Consider the following 17,867-nt stretch of genomic DNA (forward strand, 5'->3'; position numbering starts at 1 on the left):
TTTATGTATTATGAGATTCATTTTAATGTAATGTTTTTTCTTTTATTCGTTTTAAAGCTCTGAATAGTTCGCCGGTCCATAGAACGAAAGAGGTTGAGAGAGTAATCCATATCCATTCGTTCCAGCTTAGGGGAACGGTTCTAAACACGCTTCCACCCCAGTTGACAACTAATATTTGTCCGATAACGATAGCCAATCCCACAATAAGAAAACCCTCGCTTTTAAGTAATCCTTTAAAGGCGGAGTTGTTTGTTCCAAAGGTTTTGGCGTTAAACATGTTCCAGAACTGAAGCATTACGAATACCGTAAAGAATAGGGTTAGATTTCGTAGACCTTCCGGAGTATCGGCGTCTATGCCTCCGGCGTAGTTTGACAGGTAGTACAAAAGTCCCAATAGGATGATAACAAATATAAAGCCTGTTCCTAAAATCAACGTTCTCATTTGAGGAACGATGATGAAGGCGTTCGAATCTCTCGGTTTTCTTTTCATTACTTCCGGATTGGGAGGAAGTGAGGCCAAAGCTCCTGCGGCAAAAGTGTCCATGATCAAGTTTACCCATAACATTTGAGTGACGGTAAGTGGTAATTCGGAACCCAATAGAGATCCGAGCAACACGATGATTAAAGCTGCCACGTTAATGGTTAACTGAAAAAGGATGAAACGTTGTATGTTTTGATACACGGAACGTCCCCACATAACGGCTGTCGCGATACTGCTGAACGAGTCATCCAACAGCGTAATGTCGCTGGCCTCTTTAGCAACGGAAGTACCGCTACCCATGGAGAGGCCCACGTGAGCGTGGTTCAAGGCGGGAGCATCATTCGTTCCGTCTCCGGTGACGGCCACGACGGCCCCTTTTTGCTGTAACAACTGTACCAAACGTTGCTTATCTGTCGGACGGGCGCGGGACATGATTTTTAAGTCCAGAATGCGTTCCAATGCCTCTTTATCGGATAATTGAGCAAATTCGCTGCCGGTAATGTGATTCCGTTCGGTATCTTGCTTTGTCCATAGACCGATTTGTGAACCGATCTCTTTTGCTGTACCGGGAGTGTCACCCGTCACCATTTTGACTTTGATGCCGGCCTCGGAACATCGTTTTACAGCCTCGGGAACCTCTTTCCGTATGGGATCCGATATGGCGACGATGCCTAAAAAAGTTAATTCCGTATGGTACAGACGTCCTTCATGGAAATGAGAGTCGTTATCGTCAATAATCTGGTAAGCGAAACCTAAAGTACGCATCGCCTGTTTTTGATATTCGGATAATTGCGTATTTACCGTCGTTTGGAAATCTGCCGTTGATTTCAGACCACCGGCTGTTTGTACGTTTTTGCAATGAGAGTAAACAATTTCCGGAGCTCCTTTTACATACAATACACGTTTCCCGATCAGGGAGGATTCCACGAGTGTTGCCATGTATTTACGTTCTGTCGAAAAGGTCAATTGATCGATAATGCGGACGTTTTCTCTTAGTGCGGAATAGTCGGTGTGTTGTCGGTTTAGCCAAAGTAAAAGAGCCGCTTCGGTAGGATTTCCCAGTGTTTTTATTTTTCCCGGTTCGGATAAATCGAGAAAAGCCGTTGTGTTGGCGGCAATACCCTCGAATATAAGCCGGGTTATTTCGTTATCGCCGGTCTTCTGTTCTTCCAAACCGTAAAAATTAGTTTGGTAAACAGTCATTTGATTTTGGGTCAAAGTACCTGTTTTATCCGTGCAAATAACCGTGGTAGCACCCATGGTTTCGCAGGCATGCATTTTTCTTACCAAATTGTTTGATTTTAACATTTTACGCATACTTAATGCCAAGCTGAGGGTAACGCTCATCGGCAGGCCTTCGGGAACAGTTACGACAATCAGCGTGACGGAAGCCATAAAGGCCGAGAGTATCTTTTTACCTACGCTCAGAGATACCCATGCATGTGGATCCCAAGGTTTTACCCCGAATAATAATCCGACACCCAACAGGATAACCAAAGCGGTCAAAGCATACAGTATCCATCGTCCCCAGCTTCCTTTTTCAACGGATGCGGGCATCTCTTTTTTTATTCCCCGTAATTCGTACACATCGTATATGACAGGTATCCATACTTTAGCCAACATGATGACAGCCGTAATAATGACAGCTCCGATCAGTCCCAGTTGTCCTAAAGAAGGGGTAGGAAACGCCGGGTTGAAAAAAAGCCCTTTTATGAAAAGAATCGTAAAGGTCACGATTGCACCGCAGAAACCGACGATACCGATAAATTTTGCCAGTACCTCTAATTGTTTGTCCAAAGGAGTCTGTTCTTCGCTTTTTTCTGTAGATTTTTCGGCGACTTTACCGAACTCTGTCTGGTCTCCCACGGCAGTCACTTCCATGACGCCATGTCCGTCGGCTACCGTTGTGCCGCGCATAACATGATCGGTAGGGTAGGTAGCTTCCCGGTCGAATTCTTCTTCTATTACACTTTTGGCAGTCATGGGCTCACCCGTAAGACTGGATTCATTTACTTGTAAGGAAACAGCCTCCAGTAAGATTCCGTCCGCGGGGATTTCTTCTCCTTGTTCCAGAATAACGATATCTCCCACTACGATCTCTTTTTTAGGAACCTCCCGAACATTTTTATTCCGGAAGACTTTGACTAACGTATCGTCGTTTATCTGATTCAAAACATCGAATTTTTTGTTGGCATCCCAAACAAACCAGGTCGCAACTCCCGTTGCCAGTAATACGGCTGCTGCAATACCGATAGTTTCTGCGATTTCGATGACATCTTCCGATAGGTACATGGCGATGGCAATGCCTCCGGACAGAAAAACGGCTATCAATAAAATACGGATGACAGGGTCTTTAAAATTATCGATGAATATTTGCCACAGGGATTCCCTTTTGGGAGGTGTCAATATGTTTGCCCCGTGTTTTCGGCGACTTTCTATCACCTGTGCGTCGGTTAAACCTGTATAATGTTTTTTTGATTCCATGCTGCTTATTTATTTTTTTTGTTACGAATACCGCGTATGATTAAAAATCCCCAAAAGACTATTCCTATGATTAAGGTTATTATACTTAATTCGATAAAATAGTGTTGCAATAACTCCTGTTGTGAATATAAAAAATAACCCGCCAAAGCGAGGAGAGTGTTCCAGACACAGCTTCCGAGGAAGGTGTAGATAATGAAACTTTTTAAAGGCATTCTTACAAGACCTGCCGGAATGGAAATAAAACTTCTGACTCCGGGAGTCAACCGCCCTATAAATGTAGAACTGTTGCCATATTTGAGAAAGTATTGTTCTGATTGTTCTATTTTTTCTTTTGAAATCATGCACCATTTACCGAATTTGGTAGAGGCAAAGGTATAAATAAAATTTCGACCTAATGTGTAGGCAAGAAGGTAATTCAACAGAGCTCCTAAAACGGCCCCTACGCTTCCTGTCAAAATGATGCCGATCAGGTTCAATTCTCCGTTTGCGGCTTTCCATGCTGCAGGAGGGATGATCAATTCGGCTGGAAACGGGAGTATGGAACTTTCAATAGTCATACACATAATGATGCTCCAATAGTTTATATTTTGAAGATACCAATCGAGAATGGTCTGAAGTCCATCTGTCATAAATCATTTATTTCGCTTATTACTTATGTTCAACATCGCTCGTAAAAAGAGGGAACCCTTGTCATACGATGAGTTTTTTCAGCGAATAAATATAAAATCCGTTTATATGACGAGACGCGAGCACATGGATATAATTTTCTCTTTTGAAAGACAGACGTTCGAGAAAAGAGAAAACTTTGGATTGAATGATAGTTTCCCGGTTTATTGATTTAAATTGAGAAGTTTTATACCAACCGATTCTTCGGTTGGTGGAACTCTTTAGACCTGCTTTTGACGTGATCCCGTGTTGTTCTGAATAGGGATGTATGGAAATGGATTCGGAGTCTAACGAGGAGAGTTGTTCTAAGTCGAACAATTCGTCCATTTTATTTTTTGAACCCTCAAAAGAGTCCGAAAAAATATCGGTCACTGAAAAAGATAGAATAATAATCAGGTATAAAAATACAAACTTTCCCATTGCTTTCGTAAAATTCCGATCTCAAAAGTAATATATTATTTCGGATTGCTGCATAGCTTTTTATTTTATCAAATGAACTTTATGTTAATTTTAATTTTATTTGTTTATTAATAGGGGTTGGGAAGGAGGAGAACTGCAAGTGTAAAACAGGGTGGGCTTAAATGATTTTTGAACATAAGTATAGGGAATGGGTAATTTATCCCTACCTTTGCAAAAGGCAAACGTAATTGTCATTCGCGTAAATAAGGATTATTATGACAGTAAAATTGATATTGAGTTGTATTGTCGCTCTTTTGGCTTTGGTCAATCCCGTCCAAAAAGTTTTGATCGTTACGACCTTGCAAGAGCGGTTTTCTCCTAAAGAATTACGATATATCTCCATCAAGTCAACGATTACGGCAGCCATGATCTTGATTTTTTTCCTGTTTTTGGGAGAGATAACGTTTAGTTATGTATTTCGGGTAGAGCTGTACTCTTTTCAGATTACCTGCGGTGCCGTGTTGATGTATAACGGTTTATCCGGTCTGCTGAAGGGATTTTTCCTGAAAGTCGATGAAAATATAAAAATTGCCGACCTGACAACGGTCCCGATCGCGATTCCCATGATTGCTGGTCCGGCTACGATTACGGCTGCTGTAACCTTTCCCGTACAATACGGTAGGGAGATTACCATTATTGCCATCCTTCTTGCTTTGGGAGTAAATCTGTTTTTTATGCTGGAAGCTCGACGGATCGGGAATTTTTTGATAAAATATAATTTTATGAATCCCTTGATCCGGATTATCGGCTTAATTGTGGCAACCATCGGTCTACAGATGATTTTTGATGGTATTACTCTTTTTATCAAAGGATTGTCCTCTTGATTTACTTTTTAAGAACAGAGATAAGTAGCGTCATCGTTCCGCGTAACTCATTCACCGTTCTCGGAATGACTTTTTTACATACATCTTCGAACGATTCAATGTGGTGGAATACCAATGAACTGATTACAACATCAATGCTATCGTGGGAAAAATCTACACCAGAAGCATACGTAGCTCTATAACTATTTTCGAGAGGAAAAAGAATGAAGTCATATAAGGCATATTTCTTTTTTAAAAGAAATATGCCTTATTTTTATATCAAAATAGATACATGCTGATTGTTATTATTCCAAAATAATATAAATATTGGCTTAATTATTTGCAATCAAATTATTGATTACGTATTTTTACATTCATTGATGTGATAAGTTTATCTTGTTTGTTATTTATTCTATATTTGGAAATTTAGTTTTTATGATATTGATAATAAATTTGTTATGTTGTTTTGAGATAAATTGTTTTCTGTTTCGACTGATGTGTCTTTCCTATCGAGGCGGAAGGAATATAGGTCCGAGTGGATCGGGATTGCTTTTCTCGAAAAGAAAAAGTTATGAATAGAAGTAAATGTATAATTAAAAATAAAGGTGTTATGAGCAAGCAAATCGTTATGGTGTTGGTGAATAAAAATTGGGAAATAGAACCGGTATTGAGTGCATTGACAAACCCTAAGTTACGTCCTATTACTCTTCCTTTTCCGGAGTATATCGATACCCCCAAGGATGGCGATAATAAGATGGATACGCCTCGGGCTATTTTTCGTTTATCACCCGATAAGCGGAATTGCACTGAAATTTCCATTTGGTGTATCGAGGATCTGATGTCTCCGGAAGTAAATAGTTCCAGTTCCGAGGAAAAATATCGGATTTTACCGTCCGTTATTGCCAAATGCAATCCCCAACTGGTTATTAGCGTGAGTACAGCCAATTATCCGGTAGAGGAAGGATCGAGGTTTTCGGCAAACGGATCGGTATATTTGGGAACGAACTTTTTTATTCATAACGGTCATCCGGATAATCCCGAAAGTAACTTGCAGACCCCTTACGATGGACAATTACTTACCGGGCACATAAGCTCCGCTTTACTCGATACCATTAATCGGGAATGCGGACCTGCTGCCGTAAAAAAGTTCATCACGCCTTCCAATGCTCCGGCAACCTGGGGATTTACCTGTGAAATATTACCCGGCTTCTCTGCTGTAAGTTCTATTAATATTACGGATTACCGGGAATACGATAATCAAGATAAGATAGCTAAGCAACATTTCGAGTCGATCGCTCCATTGGGTTACGAGTTGAAGTCTATCGAGACTACCCATGGTATAGTCAGGGTTTCTACGGAGTGTCCGGTCATTTTTCTTTCACCGATAACCGATCGCTTGGGACATTTCGATGAAGATGTGAGCGATATCCAGAACTATGCGGTTGCTTTTAATGGCGGTTTGGCTTTGGGTGAAATTTTTTGCGTATTGAATCGTTTCAATGGATTGTTGTGATATGTTGATAGAAGCGGAAACTCAATAGTCTCGGTAGAGAGGGTCTAATCTCGTTTTTGTATAAGGCCGCAAAGCATACTAACCCAAGTATGGGTTTATACCTCAGGCTGCTCGCTCGGGTTATTCGGCTACATGTTTATAATGTCGTTGGTAGCCAGGGGTCTTCCGGCTTTTGCCGCCACTATGTCATTCGGCCTTCCATGCTTGTTAGAGCACGATTTTGAGGTATAATCCATAATCAGGGTAATATTTAGCCGTGATTTTTTGTTTGTGATATATTTTTAGTCAAACAAAATATTTCTTACCTTTACGACATGGTAAAAATTTTACATAAATCGGATTTGGTGTCGTAAACAATCTGCACTTACCGTACAGATTGTCCTTTCGTTGCTCTCGGATAACCTTTTCGAGGGTCATTTCCATTATATATAATTTCAGTTTTTAATTTGCGTACAATGATGAAAGCATAGTTATGTTTTTGCTGGTATGCTACATACATACAGATAATGAGTAATGAAAATAAAACAATTGGAAACAACTCCGGCGACCTCATGTCCGGCCAGACGAACGCACTTGCTTCCTCCTCGTTTAATGAGTCTATTTACGAATTCGACTATAATTTGATCTGTGATTATTTTTCAAATACAGAACGTCAAGGACCCGGAAGTCCTGAAATAACTCTTAAAGCATTGAGTTTTATAGATAACCTTACCGATAAATCCCTTATTGCGGACATCGGTTGCGGTACGGGAGGGCAGACAATGACACTTGCCGGGTCAGTTCAGGGGCAAATTACCGGGTTGGATTTGTGTCCAGATTTCATCCGTATCTTCAATCGGAATGCCGAGAGATTGGGGTTGCAAAATCGAGTGAGAGGGAGGGTCGGCTCCATGGATAATCTTCCTTTCGGAAAGGAAGAATTGGACCTGATCTGGTCGGAAGGAGCGATTTATCATATCGGCTTTGAGCGTGGATTGAACGAATGGCGAGAGTTTCTTAAACCGGGAGGATATGTTGCCGTTTCGGAAGTATCATGGTTCACCGAGAAACGTCCGGCAGAAATCAGTGATTTTTGGATGGAGGCTTATCCGGAGGTAGATACGATTCCCCGTAAAATAGCCCAGATTCAGAAAGCCGGTTATATTCCTGTTGCCAGCTTTGTCCTGCCGGAAAATTGCTGGACGGAACATTATTACATTCCGCAGATTTCTGTTCGGGAATTATTCTTAAAAAAATATGCCGGCAATAAGGCCGCCGAAGGATTTGTTGCTTTTGAACGTTATGAGGAGGGGTTGTACTACCGGTATAAGGAGTTTTACGGTTATGTATTTTACATTGCAAAAAAGATCGGATTATGACTGATTTAAATACGTGTGGTTGGAACGATGAGTTAAACCGGCTGAAACAAGAATCCACGCGTAGAGCTCTTACTCTTGCTCGTGTGACCGTCGTGCACCGCACTTGTTACGAGATTATTTCCGAAAATGGGCTGTTTCGATGCGAACTGACGGGAAGCATGGCGCTTCTCTGTTTCGAAGCATGAAAAGCGTAAAAAGGATAAATCATTTTTAAAACTCGTGGATGAAGTGAAGAAACGGAAAGGGAATTTCTGATTTCGATTTTATGGCGGAGGTATTCTTCTCGAATACCTCCGCCATTATATTTGCGTGAACGATCAAATGATTATCTATTATACGGAAAAAACACGATGACAAGTAAACGGATGATTTCGCAAGCGTATCTTATTATAAAAAAACTCTAAGTCGTTACTTTAACTAACTTAGAGTTTTTTTGCGGTGCGGACGGGACTCGAACCCGCGACCCCATGCGTGACAGGCATGTATTCTAACCAGCTGAACTACCACACCAAAATTTTAAAGAGCAATTTTGTATTGCGGGTGCAAATATAATGCTTGTTTTTGATTCTACCAAAATGGAGTCTCTTTTTTCTTGTTTGTATAGAGAAACTCACGAACGGTATGACTTGAAAATAATTATTCCGCTAATTATTTTTGCCAGCGCTTAAGATTCGGAAAGTATTTTTTCATCTCCTGAATAGCTTCTTCCCGGGTATAATTTAGTCCGCTTCCGGCATTGAATTCATCCACGTAGTCGGCACACTCTTCGATCATTTGTTCCATCGTGACATTTTTGGTAAAACGACCTTCTTGAAAACAGTAGCAGCAATATTCTCTGTTTTTACTCTCGTCCTGATTGGTTCCGTAATCACTATCCGCGTTCATGGGCATCCCGCAGCTTTGGCATATTTGCATTGTCATTGTTCCTTCATTTTTAATCGGTTCTCTCTACAAATATAGAATTATTTTTAAAATAGTGGGATGCTGTTTTGTGAAAGTTTATATTTGTTGGGAATAATACAGAAACTGATGGTTAGGAAATACGGTCGAGAGCCTTATCGGGTAGTCGTTGTCCACGGGGGACCTGGAGCATTGGGAGATGTCGCCGCGATAGCCCGTAATTTATCGTCGAGTGTGGGCGTGCTTGAACCTATTCAATCTAAATATACCGTTGACGGGTTGATAAAAGAATTAAAAGAACAGGTCGAGACCTATACCAACGAACCTCTTTTTTTTGTGGGGCATTCATGGGGAGCATGGCTTGCTTTGTTATTTGCCGTTCGCTATCCGGGAAAGGTTAAACAATTGATACTGGTCGGGTGTGCCCCTTTCGAGGAGGAGTATGTCTCATTGATATCCGAACGACGGAAAAAAAAACTTTCAGAAGAGGAGGGTACTTATTGGGATTTGCTTGTCGGTAAGTTGGAACGAGGATACAACCGGGACGACGTTCTGATGGAGTTGGAGAGATTGGTTGTAAAAAGCGATCATTACCGGTTTCGGGAAACTGAAGAGGACAAACGTGATATTCTGCCGGTCGATGGTAAGATGTATTCTTCCGTTTGGCGGGAGGCGGAGAAAATACGAAAAGACGGAAGGTGGAAGAATTTATTGTCTCGTGTTCGATGTCCGGTATATGTGATTCATGGGGAGATGGATCCGCATCCGTTGGAAGGCGTAATCGAACCTTTGTTCCGGGCAAATATAAAATTTCGGAAAATCGTATTACCTCGATGCGGTCATTCGCCTTTTAAGGAAGAAGAGGTATGCGAATCTTTTTATGACTTATTGAAGTCTATTGTATTATAATACTGAATGTTACGTTGCAATATCAACTAAAAAGGCAAATGCAAAGAGTAGACGTTTTAAAGGTGTATCGTTGCGGAATGAAAACATGGTTTGGGGATAAGGAATGGATTATCGGTCTCCGGGCGGGTTACCATTCGATCTCCGGTAAATGGTGACTTTTGAAGTAACGGTTGGCCTTACTGAAATGCTTGCACCCGAAAAAGCCCCTGTCTGCGGATAGCGGCGAGGGATGTGGGGCCGTGAGTACACAATGCCGGTTCCTGTCGATAAAGGCTCCTTTTTTTTGAGCATAGGCCCCCCATAGCATAAAAACGACATGTTCCTTTTCGTCGTTGATATGCCTGATTACGGCATCGGTAAATTCTTCCCATCCTCTTCCCCGATGTGAACCTGCCTGATGGGCCCTGACCGTGAGTATGGCATTGATCAGTAATACTCCTTGTTCGGTCCATCTTTCCAATCTTCCGGAAGTGGGCATCGGTTTACCCAGATCGTTTTCAATCTCTTTGAAAATATTAATCAGAGAGGGAGGGTAGGGGACACCATCGAGGACAGAGAAACATAATCCGTAGTACTGTCCCGGTTCATGGTAAGGATCTTGCCCGATGATGACGACCTTCACTTTGTCGAACGGACAGGTATTGAAGGCGTGGAAAATATATTTTCCCGGCGGGAAGATCGTGTATTTGGCATACTCCTCTTTTACGAAGCGGGTTAACTTCTCGAAATAGGGCTTCTCGAATTCTGTCTGTAGGCGTTGACGCCAGCTCTCTTCTATCTTTACGTTCATAACGGATCGTTTGTCATGTTCTCTCCTGAAGCTTCGGGAGAATTAACTGTTAGCAAAGATAAATAACAAATCATAATAAAGAAAAGATTATGGAAAAGAACAGATGCCAGATTTGTTTTCAATAGAATTGGAGCCGATTTTCTGAAAACAGAGTGAAAAAGTTATGATTATCCTTTTTTTTTGTTTACTTTGTAAAAGTGCGGTTAGGTAAATGAAAGGTCGCTTGGACAGGTTCAAGTTATTGTTTTATAAAGTCAGTTGGTTGTAATTTTTAATGGAGACAGTTATGGATACCTATAAAGAAAAAATGGCACATCTGATTTCATTGATCGTACGGATCAAACGTTATTCGTTTGAGGAATTGGAAATAATGCTTGAGATCAGTCAGGTACAGAAAATATTGAACATGCCGGAAGTAAAAAATCGGGATTGGGAAAATGAATCTTTCGAGAATCGGGAAGTATTTATAACTTTTTTGGATACCTATATTGATATTTACCAAAGGGCCCTTGAAACTCTAAAAAAGAAAAGCGGCATGGATATTTGAGCTTTGTATGCTCTTTCGTTTAAATGCTCTCGGTGGGTAGGGTTTGTAATAGAGTGTTACTACTGAAACGACAGAAGAATTTGCCGTATTGAAATTATGCAGGGAAGTAGGGGTTCCCCTTACTTCTCTATTTTAAGACGGAAACCAACAACGCTATCAGGCTGCTTAATGTGTTCTCCGTTTGGGCCGTGTATAATTTACCATCTATGGCATAAGGCTCATTCGTGGCTTTGCCTCCTTTTATCGCTGATTGAACGAAAGGATGTGCTGCAACCGTGCGTCCCTTTGTTATTCCGGCGATATCAAACAGTAAACCGCCTACGCAATGACCTGCGATTAATTTTCCGGCTTCGCCGAACTCTTTGATAACGGCAAGCATATCCTGATTGTAGTTTTTAGAAATATTCTCAGCGAATGTGGGCATGGCATCACCACAGGAAAAAACCAATGCTTCATAATCTCCGGAATGTCCTTTCAGATCGGCAATTACGCCGTCTGTTACCAAGGTAAGGCCTGAATTTGTTTTGATTGTTTTCGATTCTGCCACGGCATAAACCGTGAAGGGGATTTTGTTTTCAAAAAATGCTTCCAGGTATTGAAATAATCCGTAACCGTTTACCGGATTTACTGCCATGACGGCGACTCTCTTTTCCATGATTTTAATTTTTTAAACGAGATAATAGTTATTATTCGTAAGTTTATTACTTTTGTAAAGCAAAAGTAGGTATGTAATTTGAAATAAACAAGAACGAACGTTTTTGTAATGTACTTACCTGTAAGTAACTAATATTCATTATTACGTTTTTATGGACGAAAAAAAATTAAAAAATTTTCATTCTACGGGGAATTGTCCGGTCAGGGATATCCTTTGTCGTTTTGGGGATAAATGGTCCGTATTGGTGTTGATAACTTTGCAGGCTAACGGTACGATGCGCTTCAACGAGATTCAAAAGACGATAGACGATATCTCTCAACGAATGTTGTCCGTTACCTTGCGGACCCTTGAACAAGACGGGCTGATTCGAAGAAAGGTTTACGCGGAGGTACCTCCGCGCGTCGAATATAGTCTGACCCCGATGGGAGTCAGCCTTATACCTCATATCAATGCTTTGGTGGATTGGGCCATGCAAAATATGTCCCGGATATTGGAAAAAAGAAAATAAAAAGAGACTTATTGATTCAATAATTAAAAGATTCTGTGATTATTTTCTGAATCACAGAATTTCATCATTATCTAATCTTCTAATTTACAATCTATAGTTTAGAATTGTCAATCATTCCACGGGAATATAGATTTCCGTTAATAGGTCTTCCGGTGCGGTGCGGGAAGGATCGTTCAAGTAACGTTCGGCACTCGCTTCCTCTCGGAGTGTACATTCCATTTCCGGCAAATATTTTCCGTAAATCGTATCGTACACGGCTTGCAGATTACTATATGGGCCTTTGTAAAGAAAGGTCGCGTATCGTCCCGCGGGAAGCTGTTTAGAACCGATATCTCCTTTTGGGATAGCGGCAACGGGTAATACCATACAAACATCCGTCCGTAATTTTTCTACCGGGGTAACTTTCGGGTCGTCGTGATAAATACAGAGTGGGGAGGGATCGTTTGCCCGTAAGTTGTGTTCTTCGGCGAATTGGAACAAACGGAGCCAGGTACCGCAATAATCGTTTAGTTTATAGTCTCCGAACAGGCGAATATAGATTACATTTCGAGCGGGAAGCTCTCTGATCTCTTTTTGCAGTTCCAAGTCCGGTCTGATCATGGCTGGTTTCATAATGACAAAATTTTTATTGTTTCGATATTCAATAGGTGAAATACCGTAAAATTGTTTGAATACTTTAGATAAAGAAGAGGGCGTGGAATACCCGATGCGATAGGCTATATCGGCTACCGGTAAATCGGAGTACCGTAATAAGCGAGCGGCTGCTTCGGTTCGTGTCCGGACGATGAACGTTCCGATGGGTTCGCCCAAAAAAGCTGTCATGATGCGGTGAAAATAGAAAGAGGAGAAATGTGAAATTTTGGCCAATGATTTCACATCGATCTCTTCGCCGAGATGCAAATTGATATAATCTATAACGGTATTCACGCATTTTTGATACTCTTCCCGTGTCGTTTTCTTTTGTTTCATCATTTAATCGTATTTCACGTTACAAATATATGTTACTCCCCTTCATCCCACTTGTCCGTTCTTGCTAAAATGTTTTTTCTCGGAAAGAAAATAGGTGAATGGTTAGGGTTATTAACATAAATATTGTAAGTTTGAAAGTATAAAATGTTCATGAATATGAAGAATCAAAGATTTAATATTGCCGTTCTAATCGATGGAGATAACGCACAGGCAAAGTTGATTAAGGAGGTGTTGCAGGAGGTATCTAAGTATGGCAAGGCTACCATACGGAGGATATACGGGGATTGGACTCAACCTCAGATGAATAGTTGGAAAGATATTGTCAATGAATATTCGATTAATCCTGTTCAGAAATTTTCGTATACAACGGGTAAAAATTCAACGGACAGTTCGTTGATCATCGATGCTATGGATATCCTTCATGCCAAAAATTGCGATGGGTTTTGTATCGTATCGAGTGATAGCGATTATACCGGTTTAGCTAAAAGAATCCGGGAGGAAGGGCTTTTTGTTATGGGTATCGGAGAAAGGAAAACTCCCGTGGCCTTTGTTCAATCTTGTGAAATATTTACTTTCTCTGAAAACTTGATTAAGCAAGAGGTAAAAATGGCGGAGGCGGAACAAAAACCCAAAGCGACTAAAAGAAATACTCCTAAAAGTTCGGTACAGGAGGAGCCGCCCGCTAAGGAAAAGAATACGAGGGAGAGCTTGCCCAGGGATATTATTGATAAGGCTTTTGAAATTTCGACCAATGAGGACGAGGAGGCCTATATCGCGAATGTCGGAATGAATTTACGAAAAATTGATCCGAGTTTTGACCCCAGGACATACGGTTTTTCAAATCTGACGAAACTGATGGAAAGTATTAAAAAATACAAGGTGATAAAGAATATCGTCAACGGACTGAATCATCCGTTGGTAAGATTAAAGGATAATTCGAAATAAGCTTTTGCGGCAATAATGTCCGCGAAAAGGCATGTTCTGCCGCATGGTATAAAAGTGATATACAGTTAACAGAACAAACATACTGAATCGACCCGCTTTATCCCGGCGATATGCCGATCCGTGTCCCGCAATTCCCGCAAAATGTTTTGCCTTCGGTCAGCGGATTGCCGCATGAAGGGCAGAAACGGCGAGCGTCCTTCGGGGGAATGGGAGTGTCGGCAGCCGGAACAACCTGCGTTGTTTCTGTTGTTGTAGCGGGTTGTCCGGTGTCGCTCTTCGGTTGAGGGTAACTTTCGCTGCTTCTGCGGAACAACTCCTTGAATTTGCCGGAGAATCCGCTCAGTTTTCCGTACAAATCGAATGTGATGACCGTTGTGGGGGCGACCTGCATATAACTACTCATCATCTTCACTAAAATCCAGCTGTCTATGAAGGCGTACTTTACCGACCAGGCAAATAAGATCGATAGAACGAACGCCACGAAACCGCTCCAGCCGAACAGATGGAATAGGCCCCCAAAAATGATGAACGCTGCGAGAGTCACTACCGTGAGAGAAAGAATGACTACTCCGGTTGTTTTAGTCGAATCCTTTAGTAGCGTTTTCCAGTTTTGGGCATAAATGACTACGCCGTCGGCAGCACTTTTATACGGGTTTTGTTTATCCTGATAGAAGGTATAGCCTAAGCAACATTCGTCGATATACCCTAAAGAGATGTCCAGAAAAAGATTGGTTAAACTCTTTACGCTGTCCATGCCGGGAATAGCACCGAAGAGGCTGTCTGTCAATTGCCCTAAAGTACGTTGCAATTGCTTTACCGATCCTGCCACTAACTTATCCAGGGCAAAGTATACGTTACTGGTCCCGAAACGTTTTTTTACCATCTCTTTGCCCACGGTCACGGGATTGTTCGGTATTGTCCCCTGTTTGAAAGCATTGGAGATGACGGCTACGTGGCCCGCTTTCACTAAATAACCTATATAATGGTTCAATACGAAATTGATCATGCCGACGAGGGCAAGCCAGATAAAAAACAGGATAGCTACACTCCCCTTGCTCTCGAAGAGTACGGAGATACCCATCAACAGGGCAAACAGCAGGAGGGCGATCCCGATATTCAGTATCCCCAATCCCAATTTTATCCAGCCGAAGACGAGGGTTTTCAGGTAAATTTCTTTAATTGTCATCGTATTTTTTCGTTATTTGTTTATCGCGTGGAGATTCCTTCCAATTGAGTGCTTAATTCTTTTAATTCGTTGAACATGTCGCCGAACAGTAAACTGCCTGCCAGCACGAGCAGAACGGTCAGGGCGGTGACGATCAGTATCAATACTAACATGGCGCGGGCGAGGTTGCGCTTGTTCACCTTTTTGCATCCGCCGCATGCCCAGATGAGGAGGCAAATCAGGTTGACTATCGGTACGATCATCAACAGGAAAATGCCGATATATTCGCCCGTCGAGATGGGTTCTTCCTGCCGGCCCGTTACCGGAACAGCGTACACGGGTTGTTGTGGTACGGGTGCCGCTTGCGGGGGAGCCGTCTGTGCCGGTGGTGGTGTCGGTGGTATGTAGGATGCCATGGGAGTCCCGCACGAGGTGCAGAATTTCACTCCGTCCGCTACTTGTTTTCCGCAATTTGTACAAAATGCCATAATTCGTTTCCTCCATGATTAATACGTTGATACTTATTCCGAGACTTTTACTCCGCACGCTCCGCAAAAACGATTGCCTTCCGCTATTTCCGTACCGCAATCGGTACAGAAGCGTTTGGTTGCCGTTACAGGCTGTCTGATGCCGCATTCCTGACAAAACTTGGTTCCTTTCGGGTTTGCCGCTCCGCAGGCGGGACAGATGAGTATTGTCTCTTCTTTCTCTTTTTTCTCTGCTCGCTCGCGAGCGGTTTTTTCATCACGGGCTTCCTGCAAACGGCGTTCGGCTTTCTGGCGGTTGACGGTTAACAGTTCCAGTTCGGTCTTCGTCTCGGGGAAGGTTTCGCTTCCGTCCGATTCATACACCTGTCGTCCCAACCGGGCATACGCTTTTTCCATTTTTTCAGTCAGTTCTCTGATTTCGGTTTGCGCATTGAAGATCTTCACGTCGGGGGCGTTCTGTGGTACGAAACCGGACGACCCTTTTGCTATACCTGTTAATTTATCTCCCATAATTTTTCTTGGTTTCGATGGTGTTTTTCGATGGTTTGATAGCCCTTAGTCTGTTTCTCTTTTTTACTTTTGCCGTATATTCGGGGAATCGCCTCCTTTCGTTATCCGATCGATGTTATTCGTTTTCATTCGTTGTACGGGGCATTTCCGGGCGAAGGAAACGCCCCTTTCGTCCGCGGCATTGACGCTACCGTTTTTGGCTTTTGACTTTCAATGGGCATGACGGGCTTTCACCGGATTTTTGTTACTCTTTTATCGGGCGGACAAATAGGTAATCTTTATACAGAGAATTCGGTTCCCTGGCCATATAACCATGTTCGTGACAATTGAAGTTTAACCCCATAAAAATGCACATGGCTTTTAGCATGGGCCTTGAATTGGAGTTAATAATACTCGATGTCATATAGAAACCGTAATCTTGGAGCGTATTACTCCATCCGTAAGGTTCGGAATAGAAATTGGTAGCCGGCAGGAACACGCATCCGTTAAAATTATTTTTGTCGGCTTTTTTACAGGTCTCTTCATCCATACCGATCCAAAGTCCGTTCTTGCCTCCCGGATTCTTTCCAAGATCCTGTTTAATGTGGATGGTGTATTCGCTCAATAATTTCTTTATTTCCTCGAAAGTCGGCAGGCGATATCCTGCTCTGCAGGGAACCGTTGCATACCGCCACGTGGGATAATATTTTCCCGCCGGATTGCTGTTATCCCCTTCTAAGTTGTATTTTGCCCAACGATTCAGAAAGTTTTGTCTTTTTGTCTTTTCGTCCGTCGACTTCTCGAAAGGAACGATAATGATGCTACCTCCGGCTGTAGCAATAATCCTTGGTGCTCTTAGGAGTACGGATTTTTTCTTGAGGAAGTCACTTTTGTCTAATTGTTTAATTTGTTTGATTTCTTTTTTCACTTGCGTCTTTTGTGCTTTTTTCACTTGTGCCATACCTGCTGACGACACGATAAGTAATCCCACGAGGATTAGCATACCTTTAAAAATGTTTGTTTTCATAGTTTTGTAATTTAATAAGGGTTAAACATCGTAAGGCTATTATTTCAATAACCTGTATTTTCCGATCAGGGGCAATTCTTTTGCCCGCCCGTTTACCGCGTTGATGATGCCGATAATAGCCAGTACTAAAAATACGATTCCTACCAAGCCGATAAGGCTCACCACGAGGTAGAGCCGCCACGATATGGCGAGGATGATCGTGGTCAGAATACTGTATGCCACGCCGTACACGATGGCAGCGATGCATAGTACCAACCCCTGATTGGCGTGGAAGCGGGCGAAAGGCGAGTCTTTCGCTCCGAAAATGGGAATCAGTACCAGGATACCGAGGTAGGCCAACACGCCCATTCCCTTGTTTTGCTCGATGTCTTTCGGATCGAACTCTGCCGTGTTATCCGCCGCGTTGTTCATGGCGGCGGCAAATTTGTTTTCGGAATGCCCCTGCTGTCCTGCTTGTCGTGACTGCTGTTCGGACTGTTGTTGTCGGTTTTCTTGGGCTGCGGTCGCTCCTGCCGGATTTCCGCACGAGGGGCAGAATTTTGCCCCTTCGGCGAGTTGTGTTCCGCAATTGTTGCAATAAGCCATATTTTTAGGTTTAAGATTGTTATTTATCTGAGTTTTTTCGGTTGTTCTCATGTATTCCTTGCCGTCGCTCTTCTTTTGGGTTATCGTCATACTACTTGTCTATTACTTTTTCAATGCCCTTTCGTT

19 protein-coding genes, 1 tRNA gene and 2 pseudogenes are annotated in these 17,867 nt (G+C 42.3%); 9 read left to right on the forward strand and 13 right to left on the reverse strand.

The window, feature by feature from the left end:
* Positions 1-22: 22 nt before the first annotated feature.
* The 3 genes from DMB45_RS01040 to DMB45_RS01050 all read right to left on the reverse strand — a co-directional run bounded on the left by DMB45_RS01040 (position 23) and on the right by DMB45_RS01050 (position 4,051).
* Positions 23-2,965 carry a calcium-translocating P-type ATPase, PMCA-type gene (locus tag DMB45_RS01040; protein ID WP_041503883.1) on the reverse strand — a complete coding sequence of 981 codons (2,943 nt, stop codon included), beginning with the start codon at positions 2,963-2,965 and terminating at the stop codon, positions 23-25.
* Between the two features lie 5 nt (positions 2,966-2,970).
* Complete coding sequence (locus DMB45_RS01045) at positions 2,971-3,594, reverse strand: DedA family protein (protein WP_041503882.1); 624 nt, start codon at positions 3,592-3,594, stop codon at positions 2,971-2,973.
* 61 nt (positions 3,595-3,655) lie between these two features.
* Positions 3,656-4,051, reverse strand: coding sequence for a hypothetical protein (locus DMB45_RS01050; protein WP_041503881.1), 396 nt, complete (start codon positions 4,049-4,051; stop codon positions 3,656-3,658).
* Positions 4,052-4,305: 254 nt separating this feature from the next.
* Here DMB45_RS01050 and DMB45_RS01055 point away from each other — a divergent pair, with 254 nt between their 5' ends.
* The 4 genes and pseudogenes from DMB45_RS01055 to DMB45_RS14815 form a co-directional block, all read left to right on the forward strand.
* Positions 4,306-4,914, forward strand: a complete 609-nt coding sequence (locus DMB45_RS01055; protein WP_041503880.1) for a MarC family protein — start codon at positions 4,306-4,308, stop codon at positions 4,912-4,914.
* 589 nt (positions 4,915-5,503) lie between these two features.
* A complete protein-coding gene (locus tag DMB45_RS01060) occupies positions 5,504-6,406 on the forward strand; it encodes a hypothetical protein (RefSeq protein ID WP_041504088.1) in 903 nt (300 codons plus the stop codon).
* 506 nt (positions 6,407-6,912) lie between these two features.
* A complete protein-coding gene (locus tag DMB45_RS01065) occupies positions 6,913-7,764 on the forward strand; it encodes a class I SAM-dependent methyltransferase (RefSeq protein ID WP_082027487.1) in 852 nt (283 codons plus the stop codon).
* Positions 7,761-7,925 (forward strand): annotated as a pseudogene (locus DMB45_RS14815) (ribosome small subunit-dependent GTPase A); the annotation flags it as partial. The gene DMB45_RS01065 and the pseudogene DMB45_RS14815, both read left to right, overlap by 4 nt.
* A 275-nt stretch (positions 7,926-8,200) precedes the next feature.
* Here the strand turns inward: DMB45_RS14815 and DMB45_RS01075 are convergent.
* Both DMB45_RS01075 and DMB45_RS01080 read right to left on the reverse strand, forming a co-directional pair.
* A tRNA-Asp gene (locus tag DMB45_RS01075) sits at positions 8,201-8,274 on the reverse strand.
* Between the two features lie 138 nt (positions 8,275-8,412).
* Complete coding sequence (locus tag DMB45_RS01080) at positions 8,413-8,685, reverse strand: zinc ribbon domain-containing protein (protein WP_041503876.1); 273 nt, start codon at positions 8,683-8,685, stop codon at positions 8,413-8,415.
* Positions 8,686-8,793: 108 nt separating this feature from the next.
* Here DMB45_RS01080 and DMB45_RS01085 point away from each other — a divergent pair, with 108 nt between their 5' ends.
* Positions 8,794-9,573, forward strand: coding sequence for an alpha/beta fold hydrolase (locus DMB45_RS01085; protein WP_041504087.1), 780 nt, complete (start codon positions 8,794-8,796; stop codon positions 9,571-9,573).
* 127 nt (positions 9,574-9,700) lie between these two features.
* Here DMB45_RS01085 and ung read toward each other — a convergent pair whose 3' ends face one another.
* Complete coding sequence (gene ung, locus DMB45_RS01090; RefSeq protein WP_041503875.1) at positions 9,701-10,363, reverse strand: uracil-DNA glycosylase; 663 nt, start codon at positions 10,361-10,363, stop codon at positions 9,701-9,703.
* A 286-nt stretch (positions 10,364-10,649) separates the two neighbouring features.
* Between ung and DMB45_RS01095 the strand changes: the two genes are divergently transcribed.
* Positions 10,650-10,910, forward strand: a complete 261-nt coding sequence (locus DMB45_RS01095; protein ID WP_146216405.1) for a hypothetical protein — start codon at positions 10,650-10,652, stop codon at positions 10,908-10,910.
* A gap of 127 nt (positions 10,911-11,037) precedes the next feature.
* Here DMB45_RS01095 and DMB45_RS01100 read toward each other — a convergent pair whose 3' ends face one another.
* Entirely contained in the window at positions 11,038-11,565 is a 528-nt protein-coding gene (locus tag DMB45_RS01100; RefSeq protein WP_041503873.1) for a DJ-1/PfpI family protein, read from the reverse strand.
* Positions 11,566-11,716: 151 nt separating this feature from the next.
* On the opposite strand from DMB45_RS01100, the gene DMB45_RS01105 reads away from it, so the two are divergent.
* Positions 11,717-12,073, forward strand: coding sequence for a winged helix-turn-helix transcriptional regulator (locus tag DMB45_RS01105; protein ID WP_041503872.1), 357 nt, complete (start codon positions 11,717-11,719; stop codon positions 12,071-12,073).
* Positions 12,074-12,184: 111 nt separating this feature from the next.
* On the opposite strand, the gene DMB45_RS01110 is transcribed toward DMB45_RS01105, so the two are convergent.
* A complete protein-coding gene (locus DMB45_RS01110) occupies positions 12,185-13,042 on the reverse strand; it encodes an AraC family transcriptional regulator (RefSeq protein ID WP_041504086.1) in 858 nt (285 codons plus the stop codon).
* Positions 13,043-13,198: 156 nt separating this feature from the next.
* Between DMB45_RS01110 and DMB45_RS01115 the strand changes: the two genes are divergently transcribed.
* Positions 13,199-13,987, forward strand: a complete 789-nt coding sequence (locus tag DMB45_RS01115; protein WP_041504085.1) for an NYN domain-containing protein — start codon at positions 13,199-13,201, stop codon at positions 13,985-13,987.
* 97 nt (positions 13,988-14,084) lie between these two features.
* Here the strand turns inward: DMB45_RS01115 and DMB45_RS01120 are convergent, their stop codons facing one another.
* Positions 14,085-15,173 carry a zinc ribbon domain-containing protein gene (locus DMB45_RS01120; RefSeq protein ID WP_110688371.1) on the reverse strand — a complete coding sequence of 363 codons (1,089 nt, stop codon included), beginning with the start codon at positions 15,171-15,173 and terminating at the stop codon, positions 14,085-14,087.
* 75 nt (positions 15,174-15,248) lie between these two features.
* Between DMB45_RS01120 and DMB45_RS14820 the strand changes: the two genes are divergently transcribed.
* A complete protein-coding gene (locus DMB45_RS14820) occupies positions 15,249-15,560 on the forward strand; it encodes a hypothetical protein (protein ID WP_235375094.1) in 312 nt (103 codons plus the stop codon).
* Positions 15,561-15,574: 14 nt separating this feature from the next.
* Here DMB45_RS14820 and DMB45_RS14975 read toward each other — a convergent pair.
* The 4 genes and pseudogenes from DMB45_RS14975 to DMB45_RS01140 form a co-directional block, all read right to left on the reverse strand.
* Positions 15,575-15,640 (reverse strand): annotated as a pseudogene (locus DMB45_RS14975) (zinc-ribbon domain-containing protein); the annotation flags it as partial.
* A 33-nt stretch (positions 15,641-15,673) separates the two neighbouring features.
* Complete coding sequence (locus tag DMB45_RS01130; protein WP_200889853.1) at positions 15,674-16,150, reverse strand: zinc ribbon domain-containing protein; 477 nt, start codon at positions 16,148-16,150, stop codon at positions 15,674-15,676.
* A gap of 244 nt (positions 16,151-16,394) precedes the next feature.
* A complete protein-coding gene (locus DMB45_RS01135) occupies positions 16,395-17,156 on the reverse strand; it encodes a hypothetical protein (RefSeq protein WP_041503869.1) in 762 nt (253 codons plus the stop codon).
* Positions 17,157-17,195: 39 nt separating this feature from the next.
* A complete protein-coding gene (locus DMB45_RS01140; protein WP_237143266.1) occupies positions 17,196-17,831 on the reverse strand; it encodes a zinc-ribbon domain-containing protein in 636 nt (211 codons plus the stop codon).
* Between the last annotated feature and the right edge of the window lie 36 nt (positions 17,832-17,867).

Origin of the sequence: Sanguibacteroides justesenii (genome assembly GCF_003204205.1) — a bacterium.
GTDB lineage: Bacteria > Bacteroidota > Bacteroidia > Bacteroidales > Marinifilaceae > Gabonibacter > Gabonibacter massiliensis.

Bases quoted from the DNA above. Each gene is read 5' to 3' on its own strand.
- DMB45_RS01085 (WP_041504087.1), top strand. From the start codon at position 8,794: ATGGTTAGGAAATACGGTCGAGAGCCTTATCGGGTAGTCGTTGTCCAC.
- DMB45_RS01060 (WP_041504088.1), top strand. From the start codon at position 5,504: ATGAGCAAGCAAATCGTTATGGTGTTGGTGAATAAAAATTGGGAAATA.
- DMB45_RS01080 (WP_041503876.1), bottom strand. From the start codon at position 8,685: ATGACAATGCAAATATGCCAAAGCTGCGGGATGCCCATGAACGCGGAT.
- DMB45_RS01100 (WP_041503873.1), bottom strand. From the start codon at position 11,565: ATGGAAAAGAGAGTCGCCGTCATGGCAGTAAATCCGGTAAACGGTTAC.
- DMB45_RS01055 (WP_041503880.1), top strand. From the start codon at position 4,306: ATGACAGTAAAATTGATATTGAGTTGTATTGTCGCTCTTTTGGCTTTG.
- ung (WP_041503875.1), bottom strand. From the start codon at position 10,363: ATGAACGTAAAGATAGAAGAGAGCTGGCGTCAACGCCTACAGACAGAA.
- DMB45_RS01135 (WP_041503869.1), bottom strand. From the start codon at position 17,156: ATGAAAACAAACATTTTTAAAGGTATGCTAATCCTCGTGGGATTACTT.
- DMB45_RS14820 (WP_235375094.1), top strand. From the start codon at position 15,249: ATGTCGCCGAACAGTAAACTGCCTGCCAGCACGAGCAGAACGGTCAGG.
- DMB45_RS01130 (WP_200889853.1), bottom strand. From the start codon at position 16,150: ATGGGAGATAAATTAACAGGTATAGCAAAAGGGTCGTCCGGTTTCGTA.
- DMB45_RS01120 (WP_110688371.1), bottom strand. From the start codon at position 15,173: ATGACAATTAAAGAAATTTACCTGAAAACCCTCGTCTTCGGCTGGATA.
- DMB45_RS01110 (WP_041504086.1), bottom strand. From the start codon at position 13,042: ATGAAACAAAAGAAAACGACACGGGAAGAGTATCAAAAATGCGTGAAT.
- DMB45_RS01050 (WP_041503881.1), bottom strand. From the start codon at position 4,051: ATGGGAAAGTTTGTATTTTTATACCTGATTATTATTCTATCTTTTTCA.
- DMB45_RS01045 (WP_041503882.1), bottom strand. From the start codon at position 3,594: ATGACAGATGGACTTCAGACCATTCTCGATTGGTATCTTCAAAATATA.
- DMB45_RS01040 (WP_041503883.1), bottom strand. From the start codon at position 2,965: ATGGAATCAAAAAAACATTATACAGGTTTAACCGACGCACAGGTGATA.
- DMB45_RS01095 (WP_146216405.1), top strand. From the start codon at position 10,650: ATGGATACCTATAAAGAAAAAATGGCACATCTGATTTCATTGATCGTA.
- DMB45_RS01115 (WP_041504085.1), top strand. From the start codon at position 13,199: ATGAAGAATCAAAGATTTAATATTGCCGTTCTAATCGATGGAGATAAC.
- DMB45_RS01140 (WP_237143266.1), bottom strand. From the start codon at position 17,831: ATGACGATAACCCAAAAGAAGAGCGACGGCAAGGAATACATGAGAACA.
- DMB45_RS01065 (WP_082027487.1), top strand. From the start codon at position 6,913: ATGAGTAATGAAAATAAAACAATTGGAAACAACTCCGGCGACCTCATG.
- DMB45_RS01105 (WP_041503872.1), top strand. From the start codon at position 11,717: ATGGACGAAAAAAAATTAAAAAATTTTCATTCTACGGGGAATTGTCCG.